At 71.0% G+C, this 25,438-nt stretch carries 15 protein-coding genes; 11 read left to right on the top strand and 4 right to left on the bottom strand.

What is annotated here, in order from left to right; all coding sequences use genetic code 11:
• Positions 1–38: 38 nt before the first annotated feature.
• Complete coding sequence (locus AB0B35_RS13055) at positions 39–809, bottom strand: AraC family transcriptional regulator (RefSeq protein WP_361044427.1); 771 nt, start codon at positions 807–809, stop codon at positions 39–41.
• Positions 810–1,559: 750 nt separating this feature from the next.
• On the opposite strand from AB0B35_RS13055, the gene AB0B35_RS13050 reads away from it, so the two are divergent.
• The 5 genes from AB0B35_RS13050 (at position 1,560) to AB0B35_RS13030 (ending at position 7,045) form a co-directional block, all read left to right on the top strand.
• Positions 1,560–2,222, top strand: coding sequence for a MerR family transcriptional regulator (locus AB0B35_RS13050; protein WP_361044425.1), 663 nt, complete (start codon positions 1,560–1,562; stop codon positions 2,220–2,222).
• Positions 2,223–2,505: 283 nt separating this feature from the next.
• On the top strand, positions 2,506–4,464 hold the full coding sequence (locus AB0B35_RS13045; RefSeq protein WP_361044423.1) for a CRTAC1 family protein: 1,959 nt from the start codon (positions 2,506–2,508) through the stop codon (positions 4,462–4,464).
• Entirely contained in the window at positions 4,461–5,489 is a 1,029-nt protein-coding gene (locus AB0B35_RS13040) for an enediyne biosynthesis protein (RefSeq protein WP_361044420.1), read from the top strand. Before AB0B35_RS13045 ends, AB0B35_RS13040 begins: the two co-directional genes overlap by 4 nt.
• A 150-nt stretch (positions 5,490–5,639) precedes the next feature.
• Positions 5,640–6,254 (top strand): hypothetical protein, encoded by a 615-nt coding sequence (locus AB0B35_RS13035; RefSeq protein WP_361044418.1) that lies wholly within the window; start codon positions 5,640–5,642, stop codon positions 6,252–6,254.
• Positions 6,255–6,394: 140 nt separating this feature from the next.
• Positions 6,395–7,045, top strand: a complete 651-nt coding sequence (locus AB0B35_RS13030; RefSeq protein WP_361044416.1) for a DNA alkylation repair protein — start codon at positions 6,395–6,397, stop codon at positions 7,043–7,045.
• 127 nt (positions 7,046–7,172) lie between these two features.
• Here the strand turns inward: AB0B35_RS13030 and AB0B35_RS13025 are convergent, their stop codons facing one another.
• Positions 7,173–8,141 (bottom strand): helix-turn-helix domain-containing protein, encoded by a 969-nt coding sequence (locus AB0B35_RS13025; protein WP_361044413.1) that lies wholly within the window; start codon positions 8,139–8,141, stop codon positions 7,173–7,175.
• Positions 8,142–8,432: 291 nt separating this feature from the next.
• Between AB0B35_RS13025 and AB0B35_RS13020 the strand changes: the two genes are divergently transcribed.
• Entirely contained in the window at positions 8,433–8,927 is a 495-nt protein-coding gene (locus AB0B35_RS13020) for a peptidoglycan-binding domain-containing protein (RefSeq protein WP_361044411.1), read from the top strand.
• Between the two features lie 216 nt (positions 8,928–9,143).
• Here AB0B35_RS13020 and AB0B35_RS13015 read toward each other — a convergent pair whose 3' ends face one another.
• Together AB0B35_RS13015 and AB0B35_RS13010 are read right to left on the bottom strand one after the other, a co-directional pair.
• On the bottom strand, positions 9,144–9,560 hold the full coding sequence (locus AB0B35_RS13015) for a transposase (RefSeq protein ID WP_361044409.1): 417 nt from the start codon (positions 9,558–9,560) through the stop codon (positions 9,144–9,146).
• A gap of 16 nt (positions 9,561–9,576) precedes the next feature.
• The gene (locus AB0B35_RS13010) at positions 9,577–10,674 is read right to left on the bottom strand and encodes an SIR2 family protein (protein WP_361044406.1); all 1,098 of its coding nucleotides are present in this window, start codon (positions 10,672–10,674) and stop codon (positions 9,577–9,579) included.
• Between the two features lie 591 nt (positions 10,675–11,265).
• Here AB0B35_RS13010 and AB0B35_RS13005 point away from each other — a divergent pair.
• From AB0B35_RS13005 to AB0B35_RS12985, 5 genes are all read left to right on the top strand, one after another.
• A complete protein-coding gene (locus AB0B35_RS13005) occupies positions 11,266–12,138 on the top strand; it encodes an FRG domain-containing protein (protein ID WP_361044403.1) in 873 nt (290 codons plus the stop codon).
• A 907-nt stretch (positions 12,139–13,045) separates the two neighbouring features.
• Positions 13,046–15,619, top strand: a complete 2,574-nt coding sequence (locus AB0B35_RS13000) for a DUF6603 domain-containing protein (RefSeq protein WP_361044401.1) — start codon at positions 13,046–13,048, stop codon at positions 15,617–15,619.
• On the top strand, positions 15,616–19,614 hold the full coding sequence (locus AB0B35_RS12995) for a hypothetical protein (RefSeq protein ID WP_361044399.1): 3,999 nt from the start codon (positions 15,616–15,618) through the stop codon (positions 19,612–19,614). The genes AB0B35_RS13000 and AB0B35_RS12995 overlap by 4 nt, the downstream gene beginning before the upstream one ends.
• Before the next feature lie 5 nt (positions 19,615–19,619).
• A complete protein-coding gene (locus AB0B35_RS12990) occupies positions 19,620–23,777 on the top strand; it encodes a hypothetical protein (RefSeq protein WP_361044397.1) in 4,158 nt (1,385 codons plus the stop codon).
• Between the two features lie 12 nt (positions 23,778–23,789).
• A complete protein-coding gene (locus AB0B35_RS12985) occupies positions 23,790–25,421 on the top strand; it encodes a hypothetical protein (RefSeq protein WP_361044395.1) in 1,632 nt (543 codons plus the stop codon).
• Positions 25,422–25,438: the final 17 nt, after the last annotated feature.

Genomic DNA, 25,438 nt, shown 5'->3' with positions numbered 1-25,438 from the left:
GGGGGGCGGGGGTTGCGGCGGGAGGGGAAGGGGAGGGTTCAGGCGGCGCCGAAGGCGGCGACACGCGCGAGCGCGGCAGTGCGGACGTCGAGCAGGGCCATCAGGACCGGCGGGTCCAGGGAACGGGCCGGCTTGAGCTGTACGTCGGCGCCTTCGACGGTCATGTCGCGGCTGACCGTGACCGGGCCGACGGAGGCCACGCACACCTGCCGGTCGGCGCTGTCGGGTCTGGCCGTGTCGAAGGGCACCGAGTGGGCCAGCAGGTGCCACATCCCGGGCGGCACGTTCTCCAGCAGATAGGGCCCTGGCTCCTGCATCACCGCGCAGGCGATCGGTTTTCCCTCGGGGAGGCGGTCGCGGAACAGGCCGAGGAAGATGCTCTCCCGCCGGTCCGGGTCGTGCGGGCGGACGATCCCCCGCACCGTGGCGAGCTTGCCGGGCGGCACGAACGCCCCACCGGTCTGGATCTCGGGGGTGACGCCGTGCTGGCGGCGGTAGATCGTGGGGGAGAGCCCGACGCTGCGGGTGAACCGGGTGCTGAACGTGCCGACGCTGGTGTAGCCCACCCGCAGGCTGATGTCGGAGACGTTGAACGACGTCGTGACCAGCAGCTGCTTGGCCTGCTGAAGACGCAGGGCCGACAGGAACCTCCCGGGCGACAGGCCGGTGACCCGCTGGAACATCCGGGAGAAGTGGAACTTGCTGAACATCGCCACACGGGCCATGTCGTCTATCGTCAATTGCTCTTCCAGGTTGTCGCGCATCACGGTGATGACACGCTCGACAGCTCTTTCCGCGTCGGTGTTCATGGGACCTCACTGCCTCCTCGGGTCGAAGCGCGCAGCGCCATCAAGAAACCGCTCGGCGCGAGTCGACGAATGCTTTCGGGCACGCCGATGAAAGGCGTGACCGCATTGCGCGTCAGGCATTTGTCGTGGTGCCGAACGGTTTCTTGAGTGCGTCTCCGGGGAACGAGTCCACATGGCCGGGGGTGCCGTCCGTGCGGTCGATTCCACTTCGGTCATTCGGTCGGGTTACCGAAGTCGATGCTAGGGAGAAGTGATCCACGGGACAACACCCGTCTCGTAAAGTGTCCGCCCGAGATCGTTCAGCCCCCGCCCAGGAGCGCTTCAGAACGGCTCCCACCTGGGCATTCAATGTGACTCGACAGTAGCTTCCCGGCCAACTAAGCAACTATTTGGAGAGGTGCGGTTGGCACTATTCGCTATCCATTCCAGTCACTGAATGCAATCGCCCGCACGGCCGCGCCGCCCGGGCGCGGGCACCGGGACGCCCGCTGAACTGGCCGGGAACGCGCTCTCCGAGAGCAACGCTGAGTAGTCAGGTGCGTACGCAACGAATTCTGGGTAGGGCAGTGCTCGCTCGGCACCGCGGCGAGCGATCGAGGGCGGGCCCGCCGGCGTCCTGTCGGGTGCCCGTCGCCGAGTGAAAAACCACAGGTGGGCAGGGCTTTCAAGCCTCCGCGCCTGGTGGCCCGAAGGTTGCCCAGTCTCGATCAATGTGGAACCATGAACCAGTTTCCGACCTGACGGAGTTCGATGAAGATTTCGCATCTCAGCAGGCTGAGCGGTGTTTCAGTGCCAACCATCAAGTTCTACCTACGGGAACAGCTGTTACCACCCGGCGTGCCGACGGCGCGAAACCAGGCCGAGTACGACGAGGCCCACCTCGCCCGGCTGCGCCTCATCCGGCTGCTGACCGGCGTCGGTGACATGAGCCTGGCCGCGGTACGCGAGGTGCTGGCCGCCGTCGACGGCGACGACGTCTCACCGGCCGGCCTGGCGCAGGTGGTGAACCAGGCGCTCCGGGACGAATACCCGGTGCCCCCCGGCAGCCCGGCCGCGTACGCCGAAGTCGGACGCCGCGTCGACGGCTTCCTGACCGGCATGGGCTGGCAGCAGTCGACCGGCTCGCCCGAGCGCGAGAGCCTGGTCCGCGTGCTGGCGGCGCTCGAAGGCCTGGGCCTGCCCGGCCTGCTCGAGGAACTCGAGCCGTACGTCGAGGCGGCCGACCGGATAACCGCGGCCGAACTGGACCGCCAGCAGTCCATCAACGACGCCGCGACGATCGTGGCCAGGATCGTCCTGTTCGAAGTCGCCTTCGCCATAGTGCGCAGGATGGCCTTCAGCCACCATTTGGCAGCCCGCGCGGAAAGCTCTCCCCAGGGCGCTTCGACGCCTCTTTTCGCACCCGAGCGATAGCGAAACTCTCGCTCGGCCGGGGCGGCATCACCGGTGCCTCGGGCATCCCACCGGTAACGCATTCCCGGCGACCTCTTCAATCGTGCTCGGCTGCTTCCGTAAACGCCGTATGAGCATTCCCCGAGAAGACACGCCCCGCCGGATCCCGCCACGATATCGAGGTCGAGGACGGCGTCGAGAAATCCTGTCGGCCTCGGTAGCCAACGGCACGAAACAACCAGTCCGTCTCCTCGCCCGGCGTCGTCGTGCCTCGGGCGGTGAGCCCTGCCACCGAGGGGATTCCATGCACCCAACACCCGGCCTGCTCCGTCGGCTGAGTCCGGCGGCACTCGTGCTGGCCATGGTCGGCACGCTGTTCGTCGTAGCACAACTACCCGAGGTCTCGGCCGCCGACCGGGCGTCGCTGGCGTCCCGGTTCTCCTTCCGGGAACTGCCCATCGCCCTGCCACCCGGGCTGCCGCAGCGCACCGTGCGCGAAGTCAACCCCAAGTACCAGCACATCCGGGCCTGGATCTCGTCCGTCGGCGCCGCCATCGCCGTCAACGACCTCGACGGCGGCGGGCGACCCAACGACCTGTGCCTGGTCGACACCCGCTCCGACGCCGCCATCGTCACCCCCGCCCCCGACAGCGGCGACAACTACCCGCCGTTCGTGCTCGACCCGGCCCCGTTACCCACCGGCGCCACGATCTCGCCGATGGGCTGCGTGCCCGGCGACTTCAACCGCGACGGCTGGCACGACCTGCTCGTCTACTACTGGGGACGCACCCCGGTGCTCTTCCTCAACCGCGCCCAGGCCGGGCCGCTGAGCCTGCGCAGCTTCCTGCCGACTGAGCTCATCCCCGGCCCGACCTCGCCCAGCGGGGCCTACTACGGCAAGTTGTGGAACACCAACGCGGTCGCGGTCGCGGACTTCGACGGCGACGGCGGACCCGACATCGGCGTCTTCAACTACTTCCCGGACACGGCGGTGCTCGACCCGCAGGGCCAGCCCATCGTGCAGATGAACCACTCGATGTCACGGGCGCAGAACGCGGGCGGCGCCCACGTGCTGCGCTGGACGGGCGCCGACGCGACCTCCGTCAAGTTCGAGGAGCAGGTCGCCATCGACCCCGCGTTCGCCACCGGCTGGACGCTGGGCGCCTCCTCGGCCGACCTCGACGGCGACCTGCTGCCGGAGCTCTACCTGGCCAACGACTTCGGCAACGACCGCTTCTTCCACAACGCCTCCACACCCGGCCGGATCAAGTTCGAACTGGCGGAGGGCAGCCGCGGCCCGCTGGACCCGAAGTCGCTCGTGGTCGGGCACGACTCGTTCAAGGGCATGTCCATCGAGTTCGGCGACCTCGCCGGCACCGGCAAGTTCGACATGTTCGTCAGCAACATCACCTCCAGCTGGGGCCTGGAGGAGAGCAACATGGTCTGGCGCAACGACGCCGCCGACCCCGAAGACGCCCGACGCCGCATGGCCGACGGCGACGCACCGTTCCGCAACCAGGCCGCCAAGATGAACATGGCCTGGATCGGCTGGGGCTGGGACGCGAAGATGGCCGACTTCGACAACAGCGGCCAGGTCGCGCTCGTGCAGGCGGTCGGCTTCGTCAAGGGCAACATCAACCGGTTCAACTGGCTGCAGGAACTGGCGATGACCAACGACCTGCTGCTGCGCGAACCCGACATGTGGCCCAAGGCCGAGCCCGGCGACGACATCTCCGGCTCGCAGCCGTTCGCGTTCTGGGTCCGCGAGGACGGCGAGAAGTTCGTCGACATCAGCGCCGACCTGGGCATGACCGACACCACCCCGAGCCGGGGGATCGCCGTCGCCGACACCAACGGCGACGGACACCAGGACTTCGCGGTGGCCCGGCAGTGGGGACCCCCGGTCTACTACCGCAACACCGGCCCCACCCAAGGTGACTTCCTGGGCCTGCGGCTGCACCGCCCGGTCACCAACGGCGCCCCCGGCGGCCCGATCGGCACCCCCGCCTACGGCGCCGTCGCCAAGGTGACCATGGCCGACGGCAGCACCCGCGTCGCACAGCTCGACGGCGGCGGCGGCCACTCCGGCAAGCGCAGCTTCGACGTCTTCTTCGGCCTCGGCCAGGCCGGCGGCAAGCCGGTCGCGGTCGAACTGTGCTGGCGCTCCCTGGACGGCAGCGCCCACCGCCAGCGGCTGGACCTGGCCGCAGGCTGGCACGACATCATGCTCACCGACAAGGCCCAGGAGGTGCCGTCGCGATGACCCACGTCGAACAGGTGGCCACGCCATCCATCACGGTCCGCAGAACACCCGGGCAGCAGGCCCGCACCGAAACGGCGCCTGCCACCAGCGTCACGCCGGCGACGAAGCCGGAGCGGGTCGACAACGCCGACCCCCGCTACAAGGCGCTGCGCAACTTCGCCATCTCCATGAGCGTCTTCAACATCCTCGGGTACACGGTGCTCGGCTTCGAGCAGCCCTGGACCTGGCCGCTGTTCGCCCTGGCCGTCGGCTACACCACCGAGATCGTGGTCGAGCTCGTCTCGGCCTGGGCGCAGCGGCGGCCGGTGGGCTTCCGCGGGCACGGAGTCTGGGGCGTCTACACCTTCCTGCTGCCGACCCACATCACGGCGCTGGCCGCGAACATGCTGCTCTACGCCAACGACATCTTCTGGCCCATCGCCTTCGCCGTGGTCGTCGCGATCGGCCAGAAGGCGGTGCTCCAGGCGCCGATCAAGGGCCGGATGCGCCACTTCATGAACCCGTCGAACTTCGGCATCACCATCACCCTGCTGGCGTTCTCGTGGGTCAACGTCGCACCGCCGTACCACTTCACCGAGAACGTGCCGGACATGATCCGTATCGCCGTTCCGCTGATCATCCTCACCGCCGGCACGGTGCTCAACGCAGTACTCACCAAGAAGGTCGGCCTCATCGTCGGCTGGCTGGGCGCGTTCGTCATCCAGGCGCTCCTGCGGCATTGGATCTGGGACGTCGCCCTGTGGGCGTCCCTGGCCGTGATGACCGGCGTCGCGTTCGTCCTGTTCACCAACTACATGATCACCGACCCGGGCACGACGCCGACGCCGTTCAAGTGGCAGTTCATGTTCGGATCGAGCGTGGCCTTCGTGTACGGCGCGCTCATGCAGTTCAACATCGTCTACACGCTGTTCTTCGCGGTCACGATCGTGTGTCTGGCCCGCGGCATGTTCTGGTGGGGCAAGACGCTGCTGGAACGGCGGCAGGCGGCTGCGGCGGGCACGCCGAGGTTGGCCGCCACCGGCTGACCCCGCCCTGGAGCCCGGTGGCTGGTCGCGCGCGGCCGACCGCCGGGCTCCTTCGTCCTCCGTTCCAACTGCATGAGGTCGAAGGCGGACCGGTCGACTCCCGCCGCAATGTGCTTGGCGCAACACCTCCTGAGCTGGCAGGATGCGCCCGTGACCACGGACATTTACGGCTGCGTCGAAGTCCGCTACCCGTTCGCAGATCATGAGTACTGGTCGGACGAAGAGCCGTGGACCGTGGCCATGGACCTGTTCCCGCTGCTCACCGATCAGGACTACGCGGCGTTCGGATGCCTGTTCGGCGTGCGCAACTACCAGGGATGGACACCACTGGCCGAAGGCCGAGGGCTGCCCGCCGATGCGAGCACGGAGTTGCGCGAGAGGATCGCGAAGTTCGATCCGAACGACATCCATGGACTGACGTGGGTGGGCTGGGGAGAACTCAGGGATCTTGACATGGCGGTGCGACCACCCGGGTCCCGAGGACGCATCCGACTTCACGAGAAGGCATCGCATCGCAGGTGGTGGGTCAGCGATCAGTGGCCGGCCGAGATCATCGAACAGTTCGGCCAACTGCCGTGGGGCGAGGTGCCCGGCGACACCTACGGCCGGCACGAGGTTCCCGGGGCAGTGCTGACGTACGACGCCGGCAGCCGCGCCGAAGTGATCGGTCCCGGTAGCGGATGGGAACACGTGTTCGCCGTCATGAGCGCACTGGCAGGCAAGTTCGGCGACGAAGGCGTGCGCCTGGTCGTCCACTTCGATTGAGCGTGGCCGCCCGGCCGAGGCGGCGCGCGGGGCAACACTCGTCTCCCGAGCCTGGCAGCAGGCGAAAACGGGTTTCACCGGAAGCTGGTCACTGCGCGAGATCGTGCTGGGAACTCGTAGGACGTGGTCTGATACTCGCCATGAACCTCACCGCGGCCGAATTTCGCGAGCGGCTCGGCGGGCTGCGGTCCGTGGACGGCTCGCTGCCCATGCGCGAGATATTCAAACTCGCCAAGGAGTACGCCCAGCTGCAACCCACCGAGATCGAAAAGCTCCTCGACGGGGCGACCCACGAGGAGCGGGTCGGCGCGGTGAGCGTCATGGGCCACCAGGCGCAGCGCAAGCAGACCACGCCGGACCGGCTGCGCGAGTTGTACGAGCTCTACCTGCGCCGCACCGACCGGATCGCGACCTGGGACCTGGTGGACGTGAGTGCCCACCACGTCGTCGGCCGCTACCTGTTCGACAAGCCCCGCGACGTGCTCCGCGAGCTGGCCCGGTCGCCGCTGCCGCAGGAGCGCCGGATCGCGATCTTCTGCACGCTGCACTTTCTGCGCCATGGGCAGGTCGACGACACCTTCGCCCTCGCCGAGATCCTGGCCGACGACGACCACCCGATGCTCGCCTCGACCACCGGAGGCATGCTGCGCGAGGCGGGCAAGACCGATCGGGCCCGGCTGCTGGGCCACCTCGACCGGCACGCCGCCACCGCGCCGCGCGTACTGCTGCGCGCTGCGATCGAGCATCTGGAGCCCGAGCAGCGGCGGCACTACCTTGCCCTCGGCCGCTGAGCCGCGACGCGTCGATCACGGGCATACGCGGCTGTCGTGGTCGAGGCAGCGGATGGCGTCGCCGGTCTGGCCACGCCCAGACCGGCATCCATGGTCCGGTTCCCCGGAACGCGAGCGCGTGGGGCTATCACGCGGAGGCGCGGGGGTGGTTCTGGTCGCGCCAGGCCCGAGGTGAGATTCCGTAGGCGTGTTTGAAAACCTTGCTGAAATGGGTCGCGTCCATGAAGCCCCAGCTCCGTCCTATCGCCGCGATGGTCCGTAGCCGACCGCTCGGGCCGGCCAGCTCTCGCCTGCATTCGGCCAGGCGGCGTGTACGGATCCAGTCTCCGAGGCTGATTCCCGACCGGGACAGCACAGCGTAGAGGTGACGTACGGAGATGTTGTGTGCGGCGGCTATTCGCGCCGCGGACAGATCCTGATCAGCCAGATTCTGCCGGATGTAATGAGTGACGCGCAGGCTGAGGGTCGCCTCCAGCGGTGCCTTGGCCAGGCCGAAGTTACCGTGCTGGGACGTCAGGACGGCACGCAGGAGTTCGACGCTGGGCTCCACGGCGGCGTCGGCGTGCCCGCCCTGGTGCAGCTCGCCGTCGACGACGAGCTGATGGAAGTAGGTGGAGGCGAGGCGCGCCAGCGGGTTGTCGGATCCCAAGGTGACTGAGGTGGTGTCTCGTATCATCCAGTCGGGGAGCGCGAGTGCCGCGCGGGGGAACCGCACGAAGTGGTGGTCGACTCCCTCGTCAAAGCTGAGGGTGTAGGGAGCGATCGACTCGTACACGGCGAATTCCCCCGGCCCCAGTGTGCACTCGCGACCGTTCTGCGCCACGAGGCTGGTGCCCGTCACCTGCAGGCCGAGGAAGACGGCCGGTTCCTCGTCCACCTGGGCCAGCCGCTGCGTCCGATGGACGGTGACCGCGGTCGCCCGCGCCGAACAGATCCTGACGGGACCGATGGCGCTGAGACCCATGCGGACGGCGATGTCCTCAGCCGGAGGCCGGTGGTCGATGTCGACCGCGACCACGGAGTCCCACACCGCGTGCCGGATCGCCTCCTCCCGGTCGTGCGGCGGTATGAACGCCGTGTCCAGGACGGGACTCATGAGGCAGGCCGTCGTCCACGTCGCCCATGCAGGCGGTCCGCGGGTTCCGCCACACGCACCCCCTCGACAAGTTCGGTCCCGACTCTGATGAGTTTGCCCGCCGGGCAATGGCTGCTGCCCGGCAGGCGCAGGCTCTCGCGTGATGCGGCATCGACTGAGGCGGTGCATCACAGACAAAGTTCTCTGCACGGACGGCAAAGTCCGAAACCCACGATAACCCTATGGTTCACGGCGAGGCCGTCGCCGAGGCGACATCACCGACAGAAGGACTGCACCGTGCAACGAGTATCCATGACGCTCCGCATGCGGATCGGATTGTTGGGAGCTTTGGCTCTCCTGTTCTCCGCCGGCCTGGTGGCCAGCCCGATGGCGGCTGCGCCGGCCCACGCCGCTTACGGTCCGTGCAACACGACGGTGCATCGCACCGATGGACTGGCCGTCAACAACTACTACGTGGTTCCCGCGCGTACCGGCAACGGTCTCAGCTGTTACATGCAGTGGCAGACGGGCAGCTCCAATGCGGTGGAGGCGCTGCAGCGGGCCATCCTTCGCTGCTACGGCAGTACCCCTGCGGCCCAACGCATCCGCGACACCGGAGGGGCAGACGGCGCCTATGGCACCGGCACGGTCGATGCCGTTCGGTGGCTTCAGGCAAACCGCCTCGGCGTGAGCGCCGACGGCGTGTACGGGCCGGCGACCCGTCAGGCGATGGAGTGGCCGGACTACTGGCGTGATCCCCGAAACGGTGAGGTCGAATTCATCGACTGCTACAACCCACCGTTCTAGTCTCGCAACGTACGCCGACGCCGACTTCCGCACGGAGGTCGGCGTCGGCGTCCTTCGGCATCTAGGACCGTTGTGTCGCCACTTGATCTGCGGAATGGGTGTCGGGAGCGGAGCGTAGGTTCGTCTCCGAGGGCAGCGTGGCGGAGTCCGGTCGGGTCACTGCGAGGCGGGGCGTCGCCAGGGCAGGCGTGGACGCATCCAGCAGGATGCGTCCGATCACGATGGCGGGCATGGCCCGCGCCATGCCGAGGTCGTCTTGATGCTGGACATGACCCGCTCCTTCCCGCCCTGGCCGGGCAGGCTGGGCGCTGCCGGTCCGGCCCGGCCGCCCGGGGCGCGGCCCAGCATCGCCAGCACGAGAGCCGGCTTGGTCGCGAACACCGCTGGTGAGGGCACCGCGGCCTCGGCCCGGCGCGCCGTGTCGTCGCACCAGCCCTGCGGTCGGTATCGCTCCCAGTCGATCAGCGTGCGCCCGTGCTGGGACGTATACGCCATTAACACGCCGAGCTGGCAGTTCTTCGTCCGCACGATGGTGCCGGAGTACTGGCGCTGGACCCCGGCGGACTTGTCGCCCCTTTTCGGCGAACCCGGTTTCGCCGATGACGAACCCCGGCTGATCAGCGCCTCGCTCACACTTTCGAGTCACGCACTACGTCGCGAACGCCGCCCAATGCTCGCTGGCAACCACTCCCGCAATCCCCGCACGGGAGATGAACAACTCGATATCGCCGCCCAGGACGCCGCGCAGGTGCTCGGCGGTCGGCCAGTCGCCGTAGGTGACCACCAGACAGGTTCGCCTTTGCTGGCCAGCGCGTGGTGCCGCTGCTCTACGAAGCGCCTCGTTCAGCGCGTCATCCCCGAATCCATAGCCAGCGATCAACCAATGAGTCGAGTTGACCAGCTCCGCCTCGAAAATGTTATAAGCGAGTCGGAAGGGATGCTCCCCGATGCGGCGCGTCTTTGAAGTCTGGTTCGTCAGAACAACGACCGGTGACCATGTCGATTCGCCACTACGCCACGCGCGCCAATAGTCGACGCTTTCCAGATCGCGGATTCTGAAGCTGAGCAGTTGGCCGCGGTCATGTAGCCAGCCAAGTGATCCGTGGAGATTAAGAATCCGGTACTGGCCTGGTTGGTTGTCGTAACTACGTAGCGGCTGACCCTTTAGCAGAGGGCCACCCTCGACCACCGCGACATACCTAGCGTCATAACCTTCCGCCATGTCGGACTTAGAGACATCATCAGGAAGCGCAGAAAATAACAGCCCGTCATAGTTCAGTGTCGCGATGGAGGTCCTCCCGGGCGAAGCGTCAACCACCGCTCGGAGGAAATCCCTCAGCACCTCATGGTCAGTGGCGTCTGCATCGCCCTCAGTCTGCTTGCTGCGTTCGGCCACGACTTCGAGTACATGTCCGACACCCCGCTGGTATAGCGCCGCCATGAAGTCGGTGACCATGCCGAGACCCCGCGTCACCTCGGACGGCCCTAGCCTGCCAGCAAGACCGACTAGCTCGTGGAGGTGCATGAGCGCGCCGCCGACCACATCCAGCGGACCAAGTAGGTCCTCCAGGCCGTCCGTCGCCGCTGGATCGACATCTGTAGCCAGCCGGTACAGCGCGCTACCGGCGTCGCTGCCGGCGCCCTCTTCCCGAAATCGCTTCAGCACAGTTCCGAGAATTGCGGGACACGCAAGTTCCCTGTTGTAGGCGATGGAGAACCCGTTGCCAATCAAGACCGTCTTACTCATCAGCCTCCGTCCGCCCGCGGTACCCACCCGTGACCGTCTAACGGCACGGAGTCGCAGGCGATACGTATCGAAGAGCACGACCATCACCAGGCGCCCACCTGTCCGCCCTGCGTACAGATGCTGGCCGCGGCTCCCGCCATAGAGTTGGCATCCAGGCGGATGCAGGCCGGCCACGTGAAGCCGGCTCAACTTGGCGTCCACATGTCGCACTACAAACTTCGACTGCACCACCTCAAAGAGATCGTCGGAGTACCTTGGTGCCAGTTTGATGTGGACACCGTGGTCGAGCAGGACTTGCCGCTCGGCTGCAGGCTCGCCGCCGGCTGGCGGCTGATCTTGTCGACGGGCGACAATGCACCCGCTCCGAGCCGCTCCAGATGCGTGGGTGGTACGTTTCGACGTGACATCGATCCGCTTCGCCATCGCCGTCGCCGGCACTTCGACCTTGCACGACCGACGTCGATAACCGGGCCATCCTGAAGCATCGCCGAACGCCGCTGCGAATGATGTCTCGTCAGCTCGCAGAGCACCCTCGGGCCAGGGGCGGATGAGCACGGCCGGTGTCCACTACAACATTTGGGGTATTCGACGATGATCATCGAGAAGCTCTCGCACCTGGCGCAGTATGTTGACAATCCTGGCACCGAACGTATGGTCTTCCGCGGTCAAGCCGACGCGAACTGGGGATTGGTGCCGTCGATATACCGCGGAGTTGATCCGGCCTGCACGGAGGACTGGGGGCAATTCATCGCCGACAGCGAGCGCGACCTATTCAGGGAGTTCAGCGACAAGTCATTACCACACCGATCCAGCCAATCCGCCTGGGACATCCTGATACTCGCCCAACATTACGGAAGTCCTACTCGCTTGATCGATTGGACTACCAACGCCTATACAGCGCTCTACTTTGCGGCCATTTCATCGCCTTCTACGGATGGCGCCGTCTGGTGTGCGACGCCGTCACGGCTTCCTATGCCACCCTGGATCGGACGCATCCACGATGGCCTCGGGTATCGCAAGGAGCGCCTGGCGCAGTTCGTCGGCGAGTTGGACCTGCCATTCCGCCTGGCTGTAAGCAAGCCAGTCCTTCCGCCCGGCGTCACTCCTTCAGCGCGACCCCGTTTTGATCAAAGTGGAATTCCTGACCTCTCAGGTATCCTGGCGTTTCTGGCGGCCGACAACAGCAATACGCGAATTGCTGCGCAGACCGGGCTTTTCTCGGTCTACTTCGGCGAGGCGAGAGATGAAGTGGTCGTGGATCACGAGGATTATATACGGGCCGTTGAGTCCCGCACTGGGACGAGGATGTTGGAAAAGCTTGTTGTGCCGAGCGCCGCCAAACCCGATCTGCTAGACAGCCTGGAGCGGACCGGCATCGACGCGCGCACAATCTTCCCCGATCTCGAAGGCTTGGGTCAGTATCTGAGCAGGCGGCAGCGAAGCTTCGTCAAAGAGATCAAGTGATCCTCGAGGCACCGAAGCATACCGCTGCCATCTCGTGCGCGCCGCGTTGTCTTCCCTGAGTGGACCGCGTTCGGACCGACCGACGTGCGATCCACCGAGGCGCCGTCGGGTGGCGAGCCAAGGTCCATCTCGACCTGGCCAGAGCGGCTCAGCGGCGTACGCGCGGAAGGCCTGGGCGATCGTCACCCCGCGCACCGCACGGTCTTGCGCGGTCACCGGATCGCCCGCCCACACCTCGCCTGCTCCAGCACCCACAGAAAGGCACCTTGGCGAACCGCCCGGCGAAGGTCTTTCTCCAACGCGGCTCACCCATCATGCGCTGGAACGTGATGCCCGGGATACGGCCGAACACAGGCTGCAGAATCAGCCAAGGACCGACACACCACCGCTCGCCGATGACCGCTCCGTTGACACCGACGCAGGCCGTTCGCGCTTTGCGCGATGCGTTTCGGCTGTGCGTCGGCGTCTGATGGCAGGCCAGGCGGTTCGGGCGGAAGCGGGTGATGTTGTCGCCGATGCACAAGCTGGCGACACGCGCCGCCGACACGCGTCAGGCACCTCATGACCGCGACGTGTGGATGAAGAGTGAACGCCGATCACGGTGAACGGTCAGCCACCTCGACCGCACCGCATGACGCCGACGCCGCCGACACCCCTGACGTGCAGGCCATGCACCCGCACATGCCGTTCGAGCGCACGGGCGGCCCCGTCCGGATTCCGGGGCCGCCTGATGTATCTGAGGCCGCTCCCACGCCCCTTGGACGGTGAATCGGGAAGCGATCCGAACTCACCGATCGGGACGGAGGCAGCACCATGCCGAGCAGCGCAGGGTTCGCAGACCACGGGGCTCCGCAAGGCTGCGCCGCCCTCCCGGACCGCCGGTCCGCCGCGACCGCAGGCAACTGACGTGTCGACCGTCGAGTTGCTGCCTGCGGTCGTCGCGTTCGCCCGGGATCGCCTCACCCGCCTGCTCGCCCACACCGCCGGCGGGCTGCTGGACACGGTCGCGCCGGGTGCCGCCGCCACACCGGCACTGCTGTCCGAAGTGGACGAGGATCTGGCCGCGGCCCGCGCCGAACTCGCCGCTGCCGGTGGCGAACCTGCCGAGTCGGTACACCACCTCGCCGCCGCGCTGGGTCACGCGGCCGCCGCCTGCCGCCGCATTGCCGTAGCCATACCGCAGGCAGGCACCGCCGAGCAGTTGTTGGCGGCCGCCGTACGCCACGCCGTGGGCGACTGCGGCGGCCTGGCGGCGCAGTTCGGGCTCGGCGCGGCGTGGCAGTGGACGGTGTCCGGGACGGTGCTCGCCGCCTCCGCCCACGCCGACAGCACCGTCGACCTGGGCCCCGTCGCGCTGCACCGCCCCGAACTCACCGTCCGCTTCGACTGGGCCGCCCCGGCGCTGTCGGTGCGGCTTTCCGCCGACGCGGTGCTGAGGCTGGCGGCCGACCCGCTGATCGCAGCGCTCGCCGCCGGCGGTGCCGACGCCGCCACCCGGCTGACCGTCGCCGTCGGCAACGAACACGGGGTCACCGTCGGCGAGGGCACGGACCAGCGGCTACGCCTGCCGGCGGCCGTTGACGGCAGCGCGGTCGCGCTCCGTGACCTGACTCTGGCCGTGCCCGACCGGGACATCGAGCTCACCGCCGAACTCGCCGGCACGCTCGGGCCTGTCGCCGTCACTGTCCTGGGGGCCGGTGCGGTGCTGGCCGTGGATCCGACGGCCGCCGCCCCGCTGACCGCGGCGACCCGCCTGCCCGACGGGGCCGGACTCGCGGTGAACGCGGCAGTGCTCCGCGGCGGTGGGCACCTGGCCCGCCACGACAGCGGCTACCGCGGCACCCTCGCATTGTCCATCGGGCCGGTGCAGGTCACCGCCGTCGGCCTGATCGGCACCGAGCCCGGGTTCTCGCTGGTGCTGCTGTTCTCCTCCGAGTTCGCCGCACCGGTCCAGGTCGGCTTCGGGTTCACCCTCGACGCTGTCGGGGGTCTGCTCGCCGTCGCGCGCACCGTCTCCTCCGAAGCGATGATCGCCGGTATCCACGACGGCACCGCCGACGCGCTGCTGTTCCCCGACGACCTCGACCGCGTCGACACCGCGCTGCTGGAGCGGGTCTTCCCGGCCCGTGTCGGCGCGGTGGCCGTCGGCCCGGCGTTCCAGCTCGGCTGGGGCACCCCGGTCTCGTTCCTCACCGCGAAGGTCGGCATCGTCGTCGCGCTGCCCGCGCCGAAGCTGATGCTGCTGGGAGCACTCCGCGTGGCGGTGCCCAGCCCGGCACTGCCCATCGTGGACCTGCGCGCCGCCGTGTACGGGGAGATCACACCCGAGCGCGCGCTGGTCCTGGTCTCCCTCGCCGGGTCCCGGCTGGCCGGCTTCGGCCTGTCCGGCGACCTCGGCATGCTGTTCTCCTACGGCGCGCAGCCCCGGTTCGCGATCTCCGCCGGCGGCTTCCACCCCGGTTACCCGGCCCCGCCGGAGCTGTCGGGCATGCGGCGGCTGGCCGTGGACATCTCCCCACCGGCGCTGCTGTCACTGCGCGCCGAGGCGTACGTCGCGCTGACCGGCAACGCGTTCATGCTCGGCGCGCGGGTCGAGGCGACGATCGACTTCGAAGTCGCGGCCGCGCACGGGCACCTGTCGTTCGACGCGCTCGTGCAGTGGGCTCCGTTCCACTTCGAGGTCGACATCCGGGCCGGCATCGCGGTCAGCGTGCTGGGGGAGACCTTCGCCGGGATCGCGCTGTCCCTGCACCTGCAGGGTCCGGGAAGGTGGATCGCGCACGGCACAGCCACCCTCGAACTGGCGTTCCTGCCCGACATCGACCTGGAGGTCGGGCCGCTGGTATGGGGCGCCAAACCCGACGAACTGCCGGGCTTCGCCTCGCCTTTGCAGGTGCTGCGCGACGAACTCGCCGACCCCGCGTCATGGCAGGTGCTGCCCCCGACCACCGCGAAGGACCTGGTGGTGCTGCGCGACACCGCCCCCGGCGCGGACGCCGTGTTCGCGCACCCGCTCGGCGGCGTCGGGGTCCGGCAGCGCGCCGTCCCGCTGGACGTGCCCATCGCGCACCTAGGCGGCCGCCCCGTCCGCGAGCACCTGCTCGCCCTCGGCGAGCCCGTCGTCGGCGGGATGCGCCCGCAGCAGGTCGCGGCGGTCACCGAACTGTTCGCGCCGGGCCTGTACCTGGCACTGACGGAGGACCAGAAGCTGTCCACCCCGGCGTACGCCCGCTACCGGTGCGGCAGCACGGCCGAGGGTTTCCACGCCGCACCCCATGGACCAGTGCGGCACACCGAGTACCGCTGGGAGACCGTCTACCCGCACCGGGCCGACCTCGCCGCGTTGCGCCACGACGGCGCGCACGTCCACCCGCCGGCCGCCCAGGTGCTGGCCGCCGGTCCGGCCGGGCGCCGCCGTGTCGCGGCCGACCCCTACCAGGTGGCGGGCCGCCCGCTGCGGCTCCAGGAGGATGTGCGATGACCGGCCCGTTCAGCCCCGACGACGTCGCTTTGGCGTCCTACACGTTCCTGTCGCACGTCCGCACCGGCCTGGCCGCCGCCGCGGGCGACCCGGCGGCCGGTGCGCTGCGCACCACCGTGCAGGTCAGTGTGCCGGTCCTCGCCGACGGCGCTGCCGCAGGCGAGGTGTCGCGCCGGCTGGAGCTGTACGGGCCCGGTGACGTGCTCGCCATCGACGAGCGCCAGGTGCTGCGCCGCTATCCGGCCGCGGGCGCGGTCGGCGTAGAGCCGAACTACCTCGCCCACGTCGAGTTCGACCGCCCCGACCTGCCGTGGCTGTTCACCCCGCGCGCGCCCGAGGCGGCCGGGACCCGGCTGGCCCCGTGGCTGGCCCTGGTCGTGCTGGAGGACGGCCGCTACCGGCCGCAGCCGTCACGCCCCGGTTTCGTGCCTGTCGTGCGTGCCCGTCTGTCGGAGCTGCAGCCCCTGGACGGGGCTTGGGCGTTCGCGCACGGGCAGGTCCTCGGCCCGCCCGATAGCGGGCCGTCGCTCGCCGACCGCCTGACCGAGGCGTACCGGCCTGTCAACCTGTCCCGGCTGATGTGCCCGCGACGGCTGCGCCCCGGCCGCGGCCACCTCGCGTGTGTGGTGCCCGCGACCGACGCGGGCGCACGAGCCGCGCTCGGGCAGCAGCAGAAGCCGGGGTGGAGCCTCGGGCCCGCATGGACTCGCCGTCCGGGCGACGACGACCAGGAGACCGACCTGCCCGTGCTGCACTCATGGTGGTTCAGCACCGGCGCGGAGGGCGACTTCGAGGCGCTCGCGGCCCGGCTGCGCCCGCTGCGCGCCGCATGGCAGATCGAACGGCTGGTCGACACCTCCCGGCCGTGGCTGGACGCGGAGGTGGCCGCGGGACGGCGGCAACCCGTCGCGGGGCCGCTGATCGCCCCGTGGGGCAGCGCGGCCGCCGAAGGTTGGCCGGCGGCGGTGACCGGGCAGCTGCGGGCCAGGCTCAACCTGCCCGCCGACCATGCCGACCGTGCCCCGTCGCCGGACGACCCGCCGCTGCCGCTGGTCGGCCCGCCGATCTACGGCGGCGCGCACACCGGCCGCCGCCGTATCAGCCCTGACGACGGCGACTGGCTGGCCGAACTCAACCTGCGGCCGGACCACCGCATCGCGGCCGGGCTCGGCGGCCGGGTCGTCCAGCACGACCAGGAAGCGCTCATGCAGGCGGCCTGGACCCAGCTCGGCGACCTTGCCGGAGTCAACGCGATGCTGCGCCACGCACAGCTGGCCCGCTTCACCGGCGCCTCCGTGTACCGCCGCCATCTGGACCCGCTGCCGCTGGGTGAGCTGCTCCAGGTGACCCGCCCGGTGCACGGCGAGGTGAGCGCCGACGCCGTCGACGACCGGACGCTGCGTGAGTCCGTGGCGGCCTCGTCCCTGCCGGACGCGGTGTCCACCACCGTGTTCCGCCGGGTGACCAGCCGGTACGGGGCAGAGCTCGCGCTGACCGAGGAGCAGCTGCAACGGGGTTTCCAGCGGCCGTACGACGACGGGTGGCTCAGCCGGGTCAGCCCGGCAGCGGCGGCCGCCATCAGCCCCGCGGCCGTGCAGCAGGCCACCGGGCAGCCCGGGGCCGGACCCGAAGACCTGCTCGCCCTGGCGCAGGCGGTCGAGCAGACTCCCACGGTGACCGACGCGGTCGTCGCGGCGGTCGCGCTGCCCGCGTCCGAGCCGGAGGTGTACCCGCAGTTCGCGGTCGACGCGTGGGCGGCCCGCCGCAACCTCGACGTGGTGCTGGCCGCGCTGCCCGCCGATCCGGCCGCCGACCCCGACCGGGCCGCCGCGCTGCTCGGCCCGCTCGGCGCGCTGGCCAAGGCCGCCGACGGCGACACCGGCCGGCTGGCCGCGCAGACCCTGCTGAACACCGCCGACCTGCTCGGCCGGGGACCGGAACCGGCCGCGGTGGCGGCCAAGGCGACCGAGCCCGACAGCGGGCTGACACCGCAGACGCTGGCGCAGGCGATCCTCGCCGACAGCGACGTGCTGCCCGCACTGCTCGACACCGCCCAGCTGGCCGCCCTGGCCCGGGTCTGCGTCGACCCGCCGCTGCTAACCCAGGCGGCCAAGGACGACCCGCAGGTGCTGGTGGCCGCCGCGCACGAGGAACTGGATCTGGCGGCGTACGCGGCCGCGGCGGTGGAACTCGCCGGTTCCGGCCGGACCGGCGTCATCGGCGAGGTCGTCGTCGAGATCCCGCAGACCGAGGTGGCCGGGACCGATCTCCCGGTGCCGGTGGGCACCGGCACCGACCTCACCGTGCCGGAGCCGGTTACCGAGCTGATCGAGCGCGAGTTCGACCCGGGCCCGATCCACCTGGTCGACGAGCAGCTGGCCGCCGACGATCCCGGTTTCGCCCCCGACCTCGTCGGCGACCTCGGCGACCTCGGGGGAGTGCCAGGCGGGGAGTTCGGTGGCGATCTCGGCGGTGAACCAGGCGGTGAATTCGGGGGTGACCTGGGCGGCGAACTACCAGGCGGCGAGCTGCCAGGCGGCGTCAAGGTGCCGGGCCGGACCGAGGCCGAAATCCTCGAAGGACTGGGGTTCACCCCCGAGCAGCTCGAACTGCTGGCCGGCGGGCAGCCGCCCGAGGAGCTGCTGGCCGAGCTGGCACTGGGTTGCCTGGACGACGACCAGCTGGCCGAGGCCGCGCGCCTGCACCTGGAGGACCCGGTGCTGGCCGAGCTGCTGCGCCCCGGTCTCGGCGAGCCGGGCGCGGACCTGCTCGCCCACGGCTGCTTCGAGGAGCCGCAGTTCGTACCCGACCAGCGCATCGTGGAGGCGATCCTGGCCTGGCTGGGCCGCGAACGCCTGCCCAGCGGCGAGCTGCCCGACCTGTGCGGCCTCGACGAGGACATGTCCTACTTCATCGACAACTACCTGCGTATCCACCAGCCGCTGCCCACGGTCGCCCCGAGCCCGGAGGCCGTGGCCCGCCTGCGTGCCCTGTTCGCCGACCTGGTGTCGCTGACCTGGCCCGGCACCCCGGTCCGCGACCCGCTGGCCGTCGACCGAGGGCACCTGCTCGCGCAGCTCGATCCCGCGGTGACGGTGCCGCAGCGGGTCCGCGACCGGCTGGGTGAGCTGCCCGACTGGGTGCCGGCGGGCTGGTTCGACGACGGGATGGTGCGGCCGGTGCAGGCCACGCCCGTGTTCGAACGGCCCATGTACCAGGCGCTGCTCGACAGCGACGCGAGCTGGCTGCTGCCGGGGCTGGACCGGGTGCCCGAACCGGACCTGGTGACCGTGGTCGCCTCGAACCCGCGGTTCGTCGAGGCGTTCCTCACCGGGCTCAACCACGAGATGTCTCGTGAGCTGCTCTGGCGCGGCTACCCGGCCGACCCGCGCGGGGTCGGCTTCCGCCGGTTCTGGTCCGCCGACGGCGACGAGCTCACCGCGGGCCCGGCCACCGGCGGGCCGCTGGGCAGCCACCTGACCGGCGGCCTGGACGACATGCTGGTCCTGGTGGTACGCGGTGAGCTGGTCCGCCGCCACCCGGACCTGATGGTGACCGCGCTGCGGTCCGACGGCGTCGACGCCGCGGGCCGGCCCGTGTTCGGCGGCCGCGGCGACGTCGCGGCCGTGGTGTTCGCCGAGCACCGCGTCCCCGACACGCTGCTGGTCGGATTCCGGATCACCGCCGAGCAGGTGCGCGCCGCGGCAGGCGGCCCGCAGCGGTGGTGGTTCCTGCTGGCCGAGCACCCGACGGCGCCCCGGTTCGGCCTCGACGTCAGCGCCGACGCCCCCGACCCGGCGTCGCGCGACGAGCTGGCCTGGAACCACTTCACGCTGGCCGGCGGGGCCTTCCTGCAACCGTCGCCCGATTCCGGTCCGGCCGCGCTGGGCTGGGGCGGCACCGCCGCCGACACCGCGCACCTGCTGCTGCAGGACCCCGTCCGGGCCGTGTTCGACGCCTGGGACCTGATCGCACCCGCCCTGGACAGGAGCTGAGACCCGTGACGCTGCCCGATGCGGTCGACCTGACCGCCCCGTACGCCCGGCCGCTGGTGCTGCTGCCGGTCCGGCTGGAGACGCGCTACACCGCCGACGGCACAGGCCTTCGCGTGCGGGTGTATCCCGACGACCTGCACGTGGACCGGCTCGACCGCGGGCTCGACGACGCCGAGCGGGCCGCCGGGGTCGCGTACTGGCAGCAGGTGCGGGCCGGCACGCCAGTCGAGCAGGCGTACGCGGTGCTGCAGCAGGCGGTGCGCCCGGACCGGGCGGCCTGGGTCGCCACCGCGCTGACCCCGCCGGGCCCCGGCATCGCGCCGGAAACGGCGGATCCGGTCGTCCCCACCCGCCGGCGGCCCGCGCCGGTGGCCCGCGCGCTGCCGGACCGGTTCGTCGGCATGCTCTACCAGGGCCGTGACCTGGTCGGTGTCGGCGGCAGCACCCCGGTGGTGAACCCGCTGGTGATGGGCGCCCGGCCCGATGGCGGCTTCGTGGAGGCGGCGTCCGGTCTGCGGGTGCCCGAAGGTGCCGAGTGGACGGTCGACCACGCGGCCGCGGAGGCCGCCGGGATGGCGTTCACCGTCCCGGTCGACGGGCACAGCGGGCCGTTCCGGCTGCTCGTGTTCGGCGTACGCGGCGACGACGGCCGCGCCGAACTGGAGTCGCTGCTCACCGCGCACCGGGTCACCGGTGGTGTGGAGTTCCTCGCACCCGGCACACCGACCAACAACACCGAACACGACCGCTCCACCTGGCACCACCGCCGGCCCCCGTCACCACCAGCGGAGAACCTGACTGCGCCACCGTCCGACGCGGACGGGCCCCGGCTCAGCGCCGCGCTCGGCATCGACCCGGCGGTGCTCGCCGGACTCGACGGCGCCGACCGGACCGGCGAGCGGCTGGCCCGCGCCGCGCACGTCACGATCTGGCCCGCGTCCTGGGACTCCTACCTCGACACGGCGACCATGCCGACCCCGACCGGGCCGACCCTGGGCGAAGACACCAGGTCCGCGCTGCGCGACACGTTCGAGCGCGACGTACGCGGCGGCGGTCCGCTGCCCGCGCTGCGCATCGGCAACCAGCCCTACGGCGTGCTGCCGGTCGTGGCCACCGGCGGACCGGCCGAGGTCAGCGGGACGATGCCCGGCCTGCAGCGGACCCTGGACAAGGCCCGCGGCACGCTCGCGGCGACCTCCGACGCCCCGACCGCGGCCACGAACCTGCTCGACGTGCTCGGCACCGCCCCGACCATGCTCGGCGTACGGATGCGCGCCGGGCTGCCCGACCTCGACGAACTCATCGCCGCCATGACGATCTACGACCCGCTCGGCGGCGACCTGCCCCAGTACTCCCAGGAGATCGCGTTGCGCGACGCGCTGGCCGCCGAGTACGGGCTCAACTTCGGCCGCCTGGGCTACGTCAGCTTCGGTTCGGTCACCCGGCCGCTGCTGCTGCCGCTGGTCGCCGACGGCGACGACGGCGACCAGCGGTTCGCCCGAAGCCTGGTCGCCGGGCAGGACCGCCGGATCACCACGGTGCTGCAGGCGCTGATCGAGATGGGACACGAGGCCGAGAGCCGGACCCTCCGCCACGCCACCGGCGGCGACCTCCCGGCGGCCGTCGCCGCGCTCGAACCCGCACTGGCCGCCGACGTCGAACACGTCCTGGGCACAGCACAGCCCGACGTGGACCTGCTGCGCTCGGTCGCCGACCGGCTCGCCGCCAGGTTCGGCCACGCCGGGCCGGGCACGCTCGCGCAGTACCAGCCGTTCGCCGCGCTGCGGACCTCGCTGCTGGCCGAGGGCAGGGCCCGCGGCAGCGACGCGCTGCTCGTCGCGGCCCTGCAGGCCTGGTGCCGGGCGCTGTTCCACACGTCACGGTTCGAGCAGGCCCTGCTGGAACTCGTCGCAGCACCACTGGAACAGCGCCGCATCGCTGTCGCGCAAGCCCTGGACTGCTGCTCGCACCGCCTTGACGCGTGGCTGACGTCGCTGTCCACGGTCCGGCTGCGCGGCCTGCGAGCCCGGGCGGCCACGGGACTGACCCTGGGCGCCTACGGCTGGGTCGACGAACTGCCCGGCCCGGGCGCCCCCCGGCCGCCGCGCGGCGGGTATGTGCACGCGCCCAGCCTGGCCCAGGCCGCCACCGCCGGGGTGCTGCGCAGCGCGAACCTCGCCCACCGAGGGCAGGCCTTCGCCGTCGACCTGTCCGGTGAACGGATCCGGACCGGGCTGCAACTGCTCGACGGCGTCCGGCAGGGCCAGCCGCTGGGCGCGGTGCTCGGCTACCGGGTCGAGCGGGCGCTGCACGAGGGCGGGCTCGGCCGGTTCGTACTGTCGCTGCGCGGCGCCGCCCCACTCGCAGCCGACACCCCCGACGGCGCTAGGGCATCGGACGCGGTGACCCGCGCCGGCATCCTCGACGGCGTACGCCTGCTCGACCTGTCCCGCGACCAGGTCCGCGCCGCACTGATGCGCACACCCGACAACCCGTACCTCACCGAGCCGTGGACGGTGTCCGACGACGAGCTCGCGCGCGTCGCGGCGGTCCTCGACGACGCGGCCGCCGCGCACGACGCCGCCGCGGACCTGATGCTGGCCGAAAGCGTGCACCAGATGGTGTCCGGCGGCACCGCCCGCGCCGCGGCGAACCTCGACGCCGCCGCCGGCGCCGACGTGCCGCCGCCCGAGCCGGAGTTCGCCCGCACCCCGACCCTCGGGGTCGCGCTGACCCACCGGCTGCTCGTGCTGGCCGGCGGCCCCGCGACCGCATCGGAGACGGGTTGGGCGTCGGAGGGCCCGCTCGCGGCCGCGGAGCCGTGGCTGGAGCGCTGGCTGCGGACCAGACTCGGCCCGGCGACCGGGATCGAGGTCGCCCCCGGGGTCGGTCTGGAGCAGGCGGGACTGTCCGCATCAGATCTGGTCTACGCGTCCGGTGACCCCGCGCGGCTGCACCGGCTGCTGCGGGCGGCGCGGCCCGACCTCGGCGACACCCTGCGGACCGCGCTGTCGGGCGACGGACCTCGGACTGCGGCTGCACCCGCGCGGGCACCAGGTGCACAACGGCCCGAGGCCGACACGGCATGGGCTGGTCCGCTGCGGCGGCTCGTCGCACGGGCCGATTCGCTGCGGCGGCTGCTGGTCGCGTCCCGGCCGCTGCAACCGCTGGACCTGGCCGCTTCCGGCGCAGACGCGTCGCATACCGTCGACACCGCTGACCTCTCGGCCCGGATCAACGCCGCGCTGGCCACACTGCGGGCCGCCGCCGACGACAACCAGGACGACGGCGAGCCGCCGGCCCTGACGCTGGCCAGGTTCGGCATAGACCCAGCCGACCTGCCCGCGGCCAAGGCGGTCGCGCAGCGCCGAGCCCAAAAGGCCGAGCAGCTGCGCCCCGACTGGCCCGCCGTCGCCCAGTCGATCTTCGGAGCCGACTTCCGGCTGCTGCCCCGCCTCGTGCCACGGATGCCGCTCGGCGTCGGCGACCCGTTCGCCCGGCGGCTCGGCGCGGTCGCCGCGGACCGCTCGCAACTCGGCCGGTTCCTGCACGACGCCGCCACGGTACGCACGGCCGTGGCCCGCCACACCGACACGCTCCTGCACGCCGACGCGGCCGCCACCGCGTACCGGCTGCGGGTCGCCCAGTTCGGCGGCGCGGCCGCAGGGCAGCACCGGGCCGCCGACGCCGCGCACTGGCTCGGCCTGCCCTTCGGCGACGGCAGCCCACCGCCCGACAAACCCGCCACCTGCCTGGTCGTCGACGCCGACGACGAGGTCACCGAAGGCGCGGCGGTCGCGGGACTGCTCGTCGATGAATGGGTGGAGGTCGTGCCCCGCCGCCGCGCCGACGGCCGGCAACTGCTGACCAGCGGCGTCGCCGTACACGCCGACGCGCCCGCCGCCCGCGCCCCACAGGCGATCCTGCTCGCGGTGCCGCCGACCGACACCGACTGGACCGCCGACCTGCTGGCCGCCACCCTCACCCAGACCCTCGACCTGGCCCGGTTGCGCGCCACCACCCTGGAGTTCAGCTCCTGGCTCGGCCGGGTCCTGCCCGCGCTGATGTTCCCGGCCTTCTCCCTGGCCGGCGAACGGGTCCTGGACTTCAAACAGCTCGCCGCACAGCCCCTGGACAACCCCGTCCCCTTCGTCGGCGACTGAGGAGCCTGCGCCATGAACGAAGCCTTCGGCGCCCGCGTCAACCCGGTGCCCGAACAGTTCGCCGAGGTCTTCCTCAGCGACTCGCCCGCCTGGACCAGGCTCGAACCGCAGTCGGTGTCCGGCGACCCCGCGCCCGGGCTGCAGGCCCGCGTGCACGACCCGGCATGGCTGCTGGCCCGGCAGTGGCAGCTCGGCGAGTTCCGCGGCGAGGACGCGGGCAGCCCCGTGTCGGTCCAGGTCACCTGGACCTCGAACCGGGTCGACGGCTGGCGTCCACCCGGCGAACCGCACTTGCGGCCACTGGAACCAGACGACCTGCTCGAAGCCGCCGTCGAAAGCGAACCCCGCACCGAACCCGGGATGCGGCGGCGCTTCAGCGCAGGCGCGCAGTTCCTGACCGCGCTCGCCGACGCCGGGTTCGCCGACCCTGCCCTGGCGGCCGACGTACTGGCCGCCTGCGCCATGGCCGCGCCCGGCGCGGACCCGTTCGACGAGCCGGCCACGCAGCTGTGGGAGCTGTTCGGCGACCGGATACCCGATGCCGAACGCATCGCCACGGCCCTCGACGCCACTGCGCCGTGGCTGCCCGCCGGGGCGCGCGACGCCGCCGCCGAATGGCTGCGCTGGTACCGCGGCGCCGACGAGCCCGACTGCTGGGTCAGCCCTCGCCTGGAGTACGTCTTCGACCTGGCCGCAGGCCCGCACCTGCTCACCGCACCGGCATTTCCCGGCGGGCGTGCCGACTGGTACCACTTCACCCACGTCGCCTCCACCCCTGGCACCGGCGGCACGACGACGACCGCCCGGCCGGTGTGGGCCACCCCGCTGCGCTTCGCCGGGATGCCCGCCGACCGCTACTGGCAGTTCGAGGACGGGCGGATCAACCTCGGCGCGCTGGAAGCCAGACCCCACGACCTGGCCCGGCTCGCACTGGCCGAGTTCGCGCTCGTGTACAGCCAGGACTGGCTCGTCGTGCCCGTCGAGGTGCCCTTCGGGTCGCTGACAGTCATCGACCGGCTCGCCTACACCACCACCTTCGGCGACGAGTACGAGGTGGACCGCGCCGACGAGGGCGGCCGGTTCCAGCTGTTCGAAGTCGACGGACTGCCCGGCCTGCTGGTGCCGCCCGCCGCGCCGTCGGTGCTGGACGGCCCGGCCCTGGAAGAGGTCGGCTACCTGCGCGATGAGGTCGCGAACCTGGCCTGGGCCGTGGAACGCACCGTCCGCGGCCCGAGCGGCCAGCCCCGCAACCGCGCCGACGAACCCCCGCCACCGCCGCCCGCGCCGGGCGGCGAACCGGACGCCGAACTGGACTACCTGCTGCAGACACCGGTGCCCGGCAACTGGATCCCGCTCGTGCCGGTACGCCGCACCGACGGTTCCCTGGAACTGCGCAAGGGCGCCCTCAGCAGCGCGCCGGCCGAACCGCACGGGGTGCTGCTGCGGCCCGGGCAGCCGCTCACCCTGCACGACGAGGAGATCCCGCGCGAAGGCGTCACCGTCCGGCGGGTGCCCGTGCTGGCCCGCCGCGCCGACGGCCGCTACGCCCGCTGGATCGCCCGCCGCGTCGGCGTCGGCCGGGGCGAAGGCGCCAGCCGCCTCGCCTTCGACACCGCCACCGTCCGCGACACACCCACACCCTGACCCGCCCACCCTGAGGA

This window comes from Catellatospora sp. NPDC049133 (assembly GCF_040648455.1).
Classification (GTDB): Bacteria; Actinomycetota; Actinomycetes; order Mycobacteriales; family Micromonosporaceae; genus Catellatospora; species Catellatospora aurea.
This window is presented reverse-complemented; position numbering and strand designations above follow the sequence as displayed.